This window comes from Thalassobacter sp. 16PALIMAR09, assembly GCF_000765485.1.
In the GTDB taxonomy this organism is placed as follows: domain Bacteria; phylum Pseudomonadota; class Alphaproteobacteria; order Rhodobacterales; family Rhodobacteraceae; genus Thalassobacter; species Thalassobacter stenotrophicus.
The window spans coordinates 316,637-328,131 of record NZ_JHAK01000004.1 but is presented as its reverse complement, the minus strand read 5'-3'; the positions used below and the strand labels follow the sequence as shown (position 1 = coordinate 328,131).

Sequence of the window (11,495 nt, the reverse complement as noted above, 5' to 3'; positions counted from 1 at the left end):
ACCCCGCCGCAGAATAGCGGCGGGGTGGCGGGCAGTTAGCCCCTCCCTTTAGCGCAAACATTTGAAAACATGGCGTGTCGCGCCATGTTTGTTGTTAATAAAAAATATGCGCACGGCAGATTGTCGCATCCTTTTCTTGATTTTTAACCAAGACCCGTATACTACCGCATACAGTGTGAGAGCCGAAATTGGCACCGCATAGGAGGAGTTGTACATGGGACGTTGGTTTACCGGCTGTCTGAGTGTGTTGGCGATTTTGGTTGTGGCGAAAGCCTATACCGGCTGGCATCAGGCCCGCACAGATGCACCTGACCTCATTGTTGAGGCCGCTTCCTTGATCGCTCAGGGCCGCGGCGCGCATGATCTGGGCCCCGGCCGGGTGGAACAGGTGCTTGCGACCCAAGACCCCAATTTCTTTCGCCATAACGGTGTCGACCTCAAAACGCGGGGCCCAGCGACAGATGGCACCGTGACACAAACCCTCGCCCGCCCTGTCGCAATTGCCAGCATGGTGCCCGGCGTTGGGAAAGTCAGCCGCCTGACCTACACCCTCGCCCTAGATGAGCGCCTACCAAAAACAGCGCAACTGGCGCTATTTCTCGATCGTGTTGATATGGGTCACGCGCCTGACGGGACGTGGATTGTCGGGTTCTTCAAAGCCTCTGAACTGGCGTTTGATCGGTCCCCTGCCGAACTGACGGATGACGAATTCCGCAGTCTTGTGGCAGCAATGGGCGGTGGTCGCGCGATTTCTCCAACCGCTGCCCCAACCCCATCCCGCGTTGCCTATTTGGGTGTTTTGCGGGACTGACACCGCGTTTCCCAAAACACTTGACTGTATACCGTCGTATACATACAGATACGCGCATCACTCGTTCTGATGCGCACAAGCATGTGTGCGCATAACCCAAAGGCGCATTGCATGACCAAAATCAAGGTAGACAACCCCATCGTTGAGATGGACGGCGATGAGATGACCCGCATCATGTGGGATTTTATCAAGACCAAACTGATCCTGCCCTATCTCGATATTGATCTGCTGTACTACGATCTTGGGATCGAGAGCCGCGACGCAACTAACGACCAAATCACCATCGACGCCGCTGAAAAGACCAAGGAAGTTGGGGTCGCCGTCAAATGTGCGACCATCACACCGGACGAAGCGCGTGTGGAGGAATTTGGGCTCAAGCAGATGTGGCGATCACCCAATGGGACGATCCGCAACATTCTGGGCGGCGTCGTGTTCCGCCAACCGATCATTTGCCGCAATGTGCCGCGGCTTGTGCCCGGCTGGACCAAACCGATCGTGATCGGCCGTCACGCCTTTGGCGACCAGTACAAAGCCACGGATATGAAGTTCCCCGGACCGGGTAAACTAACGATGAAATTCGTGGGCGAAGACGGCACAGTGGATGAGCGCGAGGTGTTTAACGCCCCCTCCGCCGGGGTGTTCATGGGGATGTACAACCTTGACGACAGCATCCGTGATTTTGCACGCGCCTCGTTCAACTACGGGCTCAACATCGGGTGGCCCGTGTATCTCTCCACGAAAAACACCATTCTAAAACAATACGATGGGCGGTTTCTGGAGTTATTTCAGGAGGTCTTCGATGCCGAATTCGCGGACCAATTCAAAGCCGCCGGCATCTGGTATGAACACCGCCTGATCGACGACATGGTTGCCTGCGCGATGAAATGGAACGGCGGGTTTGTATGGGCCACCAAGAACTACGATGGCGACGTGCAATCCGACACCGTGGCGCAGGGTTTCGGCAGCCTCGGAATGATGGCATCGCAACTCATGACCCCCGATGGCGCGATCGTAGAGGCCGAGGCCGCACACGGCACCGTCACCCGCCACTACCGCCAGCACCAAGCCGGTGAGCAGACGTCAACCAACTCCATCGCATCGATCTACGCATGGACTGGGGGCCTAAAGCACCGCGCCAAGCTGGACGACAACGCAGAGCTGATGCGCTTTGCCGAAACACTTGAAAAGGTGATTGTCGATACGGTCGAAAGCGGCTTCATGACCAAGGATCTGGCGCTGTTGGTGGGGCCGGATCAGGGGTGGCTCACGACGATGGGGTTTCTCGAAAAGATCGACGAAAACCTGCAAGCCGCCCTTTGAGAGATGAAATAAAAGCGCCCCGTCTGATCCGGACGGGGCGCTTTTTTTGATTGGAGTGTTAGCTGCCCAAAACCGCTTCGGCGGCCTTGATTGCGGCCTCGGCGTTTGCGGCATCCTTGCCGCCGCCTTGGGCCATGTCCGGGCGACCACCGCCGCCCTTTCCACCCAATTCCGCAACCGCGGCGCGGACCAGGTCAACGGCCGATACATTCGCCGTGAGGTCCTTGGTAACACCGGCGGCAACGGCGGCTTTGCCATCCGCATCCGCGATCAACAGGACCACACCGGAGCCAAGCTGTTCTTTGTAACCATCGACAAGGCTTGGCAAATCTTTGCCCGACACGCCGGACAGGACCTGTGCCATAAAGGGCATGCCCGCGACCTCCCGCGCCTCGGCCTTGGGTGCGCCAGCACCACCAGACATCGCCAACTCACGGCGCAAGGTCGCCACTTCGTTTTGCAGCGCCTTACGTTCCTCCATCAGGGCCTTAACACGCTCTGGCACTTCGGCGGCGGGCGCTTTCATAACCAACGCGGCGTCGGCCAAGCGCTGATCCTGCGCCACAAGGTATTCGAAAGCGGCGGCCCCTGTCAGAGCTTCGATCCGGCGTACGCCCGCGCTAGAGGCGCTATCGCCCAGCGTGACGAACAACCCGATGTCACCGGTTTGGCGCACATGGGTCCCGCCGCAAAGTTCCAGCGAGTAGGTCGCACCTGACGTCCCCTTGCCCGAACCCGCCTGTGTGCCCATCGACACCACACGCACTTCGTCACCGTATTTCTCACCAAAAAGCGCCTGCGCCCCAAGCGCACGTGCATCATCCGGCGCCATCACGCGTGTCTCAACGGCGGTGTTCTGGCGGATATAGGCGTTAACCTCTTGCTCAACTGTCTTAAGCTGTTCTGGGGTCAGGGCCTTGCCATGGCTAAAGTCGAACCGCAGACGATCCTCAGCGTTGAGCGAGCCACGCTGTGCGACGTGATCACCCAAGGCTTCGCGCAACGCCTCATGCAAAAGGTGCGTGGCCGAGTGGTTGGCGCGGATCGCGGTCCGGCGCGAATGATCCACTTCCAACTCAGCCGCTTGGCTGGTGGAAATCGTGCCCTCAGTGACCTCTGCGATGTGCATGAACACACCGTGCGCTTTGCGCGTGTCGGTGATCCGCGCAACGCCCGTGTCGGTTTTGAGGGTACCCGTATCCCCCACCTGCCCGCCGCTTTCGGCGTAGAACGGGGTCTGGTTCAGGACGAACGCCACGCTATCGCCCGCCGTCGCGTTTGCGATTTCTGCACCATCCTTAACGATGCTGAGCAGCTGACCTTCGGCTTTTTCCGTATCGTAGCCGAGGAATTCAGTCGCGCCATGGGTGTCCGCAATCTCAAACCAAACGGCGGCATCGGCTGTTTCGCCAGTACCGGACCACGCCGCGCGGGCCTTGGCCTTCTGGGCCTCCATCGCGGCATCGAACCCTTCGGTGTCGACCGAGCGGCCCTTTTCGCGCAGAGCGTCTTGGGTCAGATCTAGCGGGAAGCCGTAGGTGTCGTACAGTTTGAACGCCGAGGCGCCGGGCAGCGCGTCATCCGCGCCAAGCCCCGCCAGCTCTTCGTCCAACAGCTTTAGACCGCGATCAAGTGTGGTGCGGAAGCGTTCTTCTTCAAGCAACAAAGTCTCGGAAATCATCGACTGGGCCTGCACCAACTCGGGGAACGCCTGCCCCATCTGGCGCACCAAAGCGGGGACCAAACGGTGCATCAGCGGATCCTGCGCACCCAAAAGGTGGGCATGACGCATCGCGCGGCGCATGATCCGGCGCAGTACGTACCCGCGACCTTCATTCGAGGGCATCACGCCGTCGGCAATCAGGAATGAGGTCGAGCGCAAGTGATCCGCGATCACCCGGTGGTGCACGTTTTTCGGCCCATCGGGGTCCACGCTCGTGGCGTTTGCCGAGGCCTCAATCAGGTCTCGCATCAGGTCGGTTTCGTAGTTGTCGTGCTTGCCCTGCAGCAGCGCGCCAATCCGTTCCAGCCCCATGCCAGTATCGATTGATTGCATTTCCAGTGGCGTCATGGAGCCGTCAGCAAACTGCTCGTTTTGCATGAAAACGATGTTCCAAATCTCGATGAAACGGTCGCCATCTTCGTCCGCAGAGCCGGGAGGACCGCCCCAAATATGCTCACCGTGGTCGTAGAAAATCTCGGTGCAGGGGCCGCAGGGACCGGTGGGCCCCATCTGCCAAAAGTTATCAGACGTCGCGATCCGAATGATCCGCTCTTCGGGGACACCGACTTTTTTCCAGATCTCAAAGGCTTCATCGTCGGTGTGGTAAACAGTCGTATAAAGACGGTTCTTGTCGATCCCGAAGTCTTTGGTGATCAGTTCCCACGCAAAACGGATGGCGTCCTCTTTGAAGTAATCCCCAAAGCTAAAGTTGCCCAGCATCTCGAAAAACGTGTGGTGGCGGGCGGTGTAGCCTACGTTGTCGAGGTCGTTGTGCTTGCCCCCGGCGCGCACGCATTTTTGCGAGGTCGTGGCGCGTTTGTAATCGCGATGCTCCAACCCAGTGAACACGTTTTTGAACTGCACCATGCCCGAATTGGTAAACATAAGGGTCGGGTCATTGCGCGGCACAAGGGGGGAGCTGTCCACCACTTGGTGCCCATTTCTTTCGAAATAGTTAAGAAAAGTGGAGCGAATATCGTTCAGGCTGGCCATGGTGGATCCTACGGGTGTCTAGCGTCACGCAGATGTAGCTGCGCGGCGCGGGGCTGTCCATAAGGCGAAGGCGTAGGGCCACGAAAAAGGGCGCCCTGCGGCGCCCTTAACACTGTTAATCACTGGGTCAGATCACTCGTCGAGGATCTCATCCTTGTCTTTATCATCCATCTGAAAATCCAGCCCGTGGGCAGCGCGGATTTTATCCTCGATATCCATCGAGATATGGCTGTTTTCCTTGAGGAAATTCTTGGCGTTTTCGCGACCTTGGCCGATCCGCTCATCACCGTAGCTGAACCACGCACCGGACTTGTCGACCACGCCTGCCTTGACACCCAGGTCAAGCAGCTCACCCATTTTGGAGATGCCTTCACCGTACATGATGTCGAATTCCACCTGTTTGAAGGGCGGCGCAACTTTGTTTTTGACGACTTTCACACGGGTCGCGTTGCCCACGATTTCGTCACGATCCTTGAGAGCGCCGATGCGACGAATATCAAGCCGAACCGAAGAGTAGAACTTGAGCGCGTTACCACCCGTCGTGGTTTCGGGCGAGCCAAACATTACGCCGATTTTCATCCGAATTTGGTTAATGAAAATAACGGTACAGCCGGAACGGTTAATGGAACCGGTCAGCTTGCGCATAGCTTGGCTCATCAGGCGGGCGTGCACGCCGACCGAGCTGTCGCCCATGTCGCCTTCGAGCTCCGATTTGGGCGTCAAAGCCGCAACCGAATCGACAACAACCATGCTGACCGCGCCGGAACGCACTAACGTATCAACGATTTCGAGAGCCTGTTCACCGGTATCAGGCTGGGAAATTAGCAGCTCATCCAGATCCACGCCAAGACGCTTCGCATACTGCGGATCAAGCGCGTGTTCCGCGTCGACAAAAGCGCAAACGCCGCCCTTTTTCTGCTCTTCCGCGATGCAATGCAGCGTGAGCGTCGTTTTACCCGAGCTTTCTGGACCGTAAATCTCAACAATCCGACCCTTGGGGATACCGCCAATGCCAAGCGCAATATCAAGGCCCAGAGACCCCGTTGATGTCGCTTCAATCTCTTGGATGGCGCCCTCAGCCCCGAGCTTCATAATAGAGCCCTTGCCGAATTGCCGCTCAATCTGAGCCAATGCGCTGTCGAGCGCCTTTTGTTTATCGCCTGAACGTTTATCTGCCATGTCGAGAAGGTTGCCTGTTGCCATGAGTTAGCCCCTTATTCCATAGCCCCATGCGGCCAGCAATGAAGCATTTGTTCTGGTATTGTTCAATTAATGAGATCAAAACAAGAACAATTCAAGATAAATCTGTATTATTCATTTTTGCGTATGCACAGTTAATGAATAGTTACTGCGCATGCGGATTGTTGAAATATATCCCAAGTGCAGCCAAGTTACTGTTAAGGAATGTTAAATCATCCACTGGCTGGCCGCTTTCAAGGTCAGTTCTCTTGGGGACACTCCCGCCACCGCCTCAGTGCAGTTGCTTTTGAACCGTTTGCGTCAACTCCGCGAGAGAGAACGGCTTAGGCAAAAAGACCGAATTTGGAACGCCCGCGCGATCATCATCGAACGTTTCCTGCGCATAGCCCGACACAAAGACGGTCTTAACCGCTGGCCGGTCCTTGAGCGCAAGCTTAACCCACGAGGGGCCATCCATTCCCGGCATCATCACATCCGTGACGAACAAATCGACGTTCAATTCCTTGTCCGAGAGCTGTTCGAGCGCGTCCTCCGCGCTGGCGGCTTCTAGGACGGTATAGCCGCGCAGGCGCAACGCGCGCGATGCAAAGGCACGAACAGGCGCCTCATCCTCAACCAACAACACGACTTGTTCTTTATGACGAGGGGCGCTTGTGGGGTTTTCCGCCTTCATCGGCGCATGCACGTCCTGAGCATCCCCTTCCGCCGACTTAGCCGAAAGCGGGATAAGCATTCGAGGATCGGCGGGCACCTGCGACGCATTTGACGGCCGTGGCGGGAGCGCTGTGACCGATGCCTCATCAAGCTCGTCGTCTCCGTCATCTGCGGGGAAATACAGTGAAAAAGTCGCCCCCTCACCCACGACGCTGTCGGCAAAGATAAATCCACCCGTCTGTTTAACGATCCCATAGACCATCGATAGACCAAGCCCCGTCCCTTCACCGGTGCGCTTTGTCGTAAAGAACGGCTCAAAAATGCGGTTCAATTGGTCCTTTGGAATGCCCTTGCCCACGTCCGACACGCTCACCACGACGTATTGGCCGCCCGGCACGGTGACCCGATCACGGGACAAGTCGTCTTCGAGGTATTCGCAGCGCGTCTCGATCCGGATTTCACCGCCATCGACCATCGCATCGCGGGCGTTCACGACGAGGTTCATCATGACTTGTTCCATCTGCCGTCGATCCGCGCGCACAGGGATCAATCCGGGGTCATGAGACAGCGTCAGCTGCACACGCTCCCCCACGAGACGGTTCAAGAGATGGGTCAGATCGCCGAGTGTATCGCGCAGATCGAGGCGTTCGAGCTGGAGGGTTTGTTTGCGCGAAAATGCCAAAAGCTGACCAACCAACGCGGCGGCGCGGTTGGCGTTTTGGCTAATTTGGACCAGATCCGCGTAGTCACCATCACCTTTATCGTGGTGTAATAGCAGCAGATCACAATGCCCCGAAATCGCGGTAAGCAGATTGTTAAAGTCATGCGCCACGCCGCCCGCAAGCTGCCCAATCGCTTGCATTTTTTGGCTTTGAACGAACTGCGCCTCAAGCGTTTTCAGCTCAGTCGCGTCTGTTAACACCGCGACCAATGACGCGTGCCCATCAATCTGAACCCGGCCAAGCGCGATCTGCAAGAACCGCTCCGGCACGGACCGGGCCACCCGCACAACCTCTGATCGGCTCAGCCCCCGCCCACGCGCGGCGTCGCCAATCCATTCCCCCACAGAGCGACCAAGCCCTTCGACCAATGATTGCACCGTCGCGGTGCCCTCGGATAGTTGTGGCAACAGGTTATGCGCCAAACGGTTCGCACCAATAATCGAGCCATCAGGATTAAGGTGCAGCAACGGCACCGGCAGATCATCCAACACCGGCAGAAAGCCTACAACATCATCCGTACTCGGGGCCTCTGAGGGGAACAAATACACCTCGGACCGACCGACATTGCCCTCTGTCTGGAACACCCGCATCGGCAAGGTTTTGCCGTCCAGAACCAAATTGTGCACAAATCCATCGCGCAGAGGCAGTTCCTCAAAAATATCCTGTAGGCGTTTCACCCGGCGCCCCAGCGCAAGGCGAAGCGGTTCATTCATGTGCAAAATCGCGCCGGATCGACTGACCGTCATCATCGGGATCGCGATGCCATCACCCGCGCGATCTGGCCGCTCCGCGATGTCTTCTAGCCGCCACAAAAATCCGGGCTGCACGTGCTGCACCGTTAGGCGAATGTGACCGCGCCACGTCACGATATCTTCGCGCGCGGCCCCCGCCTCTGCCGCGACAGATCGCAGGCGCAAAACCACCGCATCGGGGTTCGCGAACAGCGATGCCACAGACCGGTTAACCGTCTTGCCACGACATCCGCCGAACCGATCAATAGAGGCCTTGTTTTGAAACAGAATTTCGCCCTGCGCGTTGGTTAAAAAACTGGGTGCAACGTCATGTTCAAGAAACCGCATGACGGCGCGCATGTCGCGGCGGGCAGCCACGTTGCGCACCATAACCATGCCACGCACCAAAACGATCTGAAGCCCAAGTGCAGACGCCACCGCCAAAAGCGCCGTCTGCTCCAACGCAGAAGACGCCCAAAACGCCAGTGCAAGTGCGCCCAACGCAGCCAAGCCCAGCACCCAGATGTAATTATTAACACGGTCCAACGCTTGCCTGCGTGCCGTGCTGTCAAAACCAACGCTCACGCGTTTCTCCAAATCAAGTTCGCACGCCACATTAGGCCATCGAAATGGTTAACGGCCCCTTAAGGCGTGACACGTCCACTTCACTTTATATCACAATTTTCAGGATGCTGCGCGAAACACGTGGAGATAAAAGCCATCCGTGCCGTTCAAGGGCGTCGTGGACCACGTCGCTTCGGTGTGCAGATGGGGGTGGCGAGCCAAGATTGCAGCCGCTTGATCCGCGTTTTCGGCCGCAAAAAGCGAGCAGGTCATATAGGCCAACCATCCGCCGGGGGCGAGCATCGGCACGCAGTCATCCACGATTTGAGCCTGCGTCGCACAGAGCGATTGCACCTGCTCGGGTGTGGACCGCCAACGCGCCTCTGGCGCGCGCCGCCACGCGCCCGACCCGCTACAGGGCACATCGCAAATGATCCCGTCAAACTGGGCATCGGATGGCACCTGCTCTGCGATTTGGACCGAGACACCCGCACGGCGCGCGCGCTCGGGCAGGTCCTTCATGCGTTTGGGATCAGCGTCATGTGCGGTGATGTCCAGATCATAGGCATCCGCCAGCGCAAGCGCCTTGCCCCCACCGCCTGCACAATAGTCCAAGATCCGCGTGTTTGGCTGGGCAGGGCACCGCGCGACAAGCCCTTGGGACCCGGGGTCTTGCAGCTCAAACAGGCCAGACAGGTAGGCTTCGGTTAGGTGCAACCCTCTGGTCCCACTCGGCAAAACCAGTGCACCGGGGGCGGCATCGTGCGGGATCGCATTGTGCCCGAGCACCTTGAGCGTTGTGGTCAAATCTTCTCGGGTCCCGTGGCGCAGGTTGGCGCGCAGCCCGACCGGGGCGCGGTCCCGCAGGGCCTGAGCGATGCCGATGGCATCATCCCCGTGATCGGCATCCAACGCGTTCAAAACCCACTCGGGCAGATCCTGTTGCACGTCGCGCGGAGCGTCCGCCAAAGCGGATGAGACATGCTCAGACGGGTCCAACGGGCTGGGCGCGTGGCCCTGTCCGGTGAAAACCGCATCTAGATCCGCACCCTGCCCACGCAACAGGCCCAGCACCAATGCGCGGCCCGTGTCACCACCGCCCAAAAACGCGCTCGACGCCCGCCTGCGCAGCACATCAAACACGATATCACGCACAGCCGCACGGTCCTTGGACCCCGCATACCGCGCACCCCGCGCCCAGCGCGTCAGCTGCTGCTCCGCCGGGGTGCCCGTGTTGATGGCGTCGAGGATTTCAATCGCGGCCCCGTAGCGCGCGGCAGGGATCATCGATTACCCGCCACTGCGATAGTTGGGCGATTCACGCGTGATTTGGACATCATGAACATGGCTTTCCTTGAGGCCCGAGCCGGTAATCCGCACAAACTCGCAGTTTTCGCGCATTTCATCGACCGTCGCGCAGCCGGTATAGCCCATCGCCGCGCGCAAACCGCCCACCAATTGGTGCACCACTGCGCCCGCAGAACCTTTGTAAGGGACTTGGCCCTCAATGCCTTCGGGGACCAGTTTGTCGCTGGCGGCATCCTTTTGGAAATACCGATCCGCAGAGCCGCGCGCCATCGCACCAAGCGAACCCATGCCGCGGTAGGATTTGAAGCTACGACCTTGGTACAAAATGACTTCACCGGGGCTTTCGTCGGTGCCCGCAATCATCGAGCCGACCATGGCACAGGACGCACCTGCCGCGATGGCTTTAGCAAAATCGCCCGAGAATTTAATCCCGCCGTCCGCAATAACGGGTGTGTCGCCGGCGGCCGCCGCACAATCCATGATGGCAGTCAGCTGAGGCACGCCAACACCCGCCACAATCCGAGTTGTGCAAATAGAGCCCGGGCCGATACCGACCTTGATCGCGTCCGCGCCCGCACCGATCAGCGCGCGCGTCGCCTCGGCGGTGGCGACATTGCCGGCAACAACTTGAACTTTGCTCGATAACTTCTTGATACGATTGACAGCAATGCCCACCCCTTCGGAGTGGCCGTGGGCTGTATCAACCACAATCAGGTCACATCCAGCGTCGATCAACGCCTCGGAGCGCTCAAATCCCGCGTCCCCTACAGTCGTAGCAGCAGCAACCCGCAGACGACCCAGATCGTCTTTGCAGGCATCGGGGTTGAGAACCGCTTGTTCAATATCCTTAATCGTCAGAAGCCCCGTCAGGTGACCCGCTTCGTTCACGATCAGCAGCTTTTCCAACCGACGCGCATGCATCAACGAGCGCGCCTCGCTGAGATCAACCGGCTCACGCAGAACGGCCAGATCATCCGAGGTCATCATCGCGGACACGGGCGTCGCATCATCATGGGCAAAGCGCATATCGCGGTTCGTCACGATGCCCAAAAGCTGACCACCCTCGCCCACCACCGGAAAGCCGGTGACGCGGTAGCGTTCTTGCAGCGCCTTAGCGTCCGCAAGCGTTTGGTTGGGGGTCAGCGTGTGTGGCTTATAGACGATCCCGGAGACAAAGCGCTTTACCCGGCGGACTTCGCGGGCCTGACCATCGACGTCAAAATTACGGTGCACAACGCCCATACCGCCCGATTGAGCCATCGCAATCGCCATGCGCCCTTCGGTCACTGTGTCCATCGCGGAGCTGAGCAGCGGGATGTTCAGGCTAATGGATTGCGTAACCCGCGTGCGCGTGTCAGCGGTGCTCGGCAGGACGCTAGACGCGCCTGGAACGAGCAGTACATCATCAAAGGTGAGAGCCTCACGAATCTTCATTCCAGTCTCCTAGGAAGGACCATCGGTTGGCATCT

The 11,495-nt window shown here is 58.5% G+C and carries 7 protein-coding genes; 2 read left to right on the top strand and 5 right to left on the bottom strand.

Going from position 1 to position 11,495, the window contains the following annotated elements; genetic code table 11:
- Positions 1 to 214: 214 nt before the first annotated feature.
- Together PM04_RS11105 and PM04_RS11100 are read left to right on the top strand one after the other, a co-directional pair.
- Positions 215 to 811, top strand: coding sequence for a transglycosylase domain-containing protein (locus PM04_RS11105; protein WP_052068286.1), 597 nt, complete (start codon positions 215 to 217; stop codon positions 809 to 811).
- A gap of 111 nt (positions 812 to 922) precedes the next feature.
- The gene (locus PM04_RS11100; protein ID WP_038006592.1) at positions 923 to 2,131 is read left to right on the top strand and encodes an NADP-dependent isocitrate dehydrogenase; all 1,209 of its coding nucleotides are present in this window, start codon (positions 923 to 925) and stop codon (positions 2,129 to 2,131) included.
- A 58-nt stretch (positions 2,132 to 2,189) separates the two neighbouring features.
- Here PM04_RS11100 and alaS read toward each other — a convergent pair whose 3' ends face one another.
- From alaS to guaB, 5 genes are all read right to left on the bottom strand, one after another.
- Complete coding sequence (gene alaS / locus PM04_RS11095; protein WP_038006589.1) at positions 2,190 to 4,847, bottom strand: alanine--tRNA ligase; 2,658 nt, start codon at positions 4,845 to 4,847, stop codon at positions 2,190 to 2,192.
- Between the two features lie 132 nt (positions 4,848 to 4,979).
- A complete protein-coding gene (gene recA, locus PM04_RS11090; RefSeq protein ID WP_038006587.1) occupies positions 4,980 to 6,050 on the bottom strand; it encodes a recombinase RecA in 1,071 nt (356 codons plus the stop codon).
- A gap of 268 nt (positions 6,051 to 6,318) precedes the next feature.
- Positions 6,319 to 8,739, bottom strand: a complete 2,421-nt coding sequence (locus PM04_RS11085; RefSeq protein WP_234702833.1) for an ATP-binding protein — start codon at positions 8,737 to 8,739, stop codon at positions 6,319 to 6,321.
- 99 nt (positions 8,740 to 8,838) lie between these two features.
- Positions 8,839 to 10,005, bottom strand: a complete 1,167-nt coding sequence (locus PM04_RS11080) for an RsmB/NOP family class I SAM-dependent RNA methyltransferase (RefSeq protein WP_038006584.1) — start codon at positions 10,003 to 10,005, stop codon at positions 8,839 to 8,841.
- A gap of 3 nt (positions 10,006 to 10,008) precedes the next feature.
- Complete coding sequence (gene guaB, locus PM04_RS11075) at positions 10,009 to 11,460, bottom strand: IMP dehydrogenase (protein ID WP_038006582.1); 1,452 nt, start codon at positions 11,458 to 11,460, stop codon at positions 10,009 to 10,011.
- Positions 11,461 to 11,495: the final 35 nt, after the last annotated feature.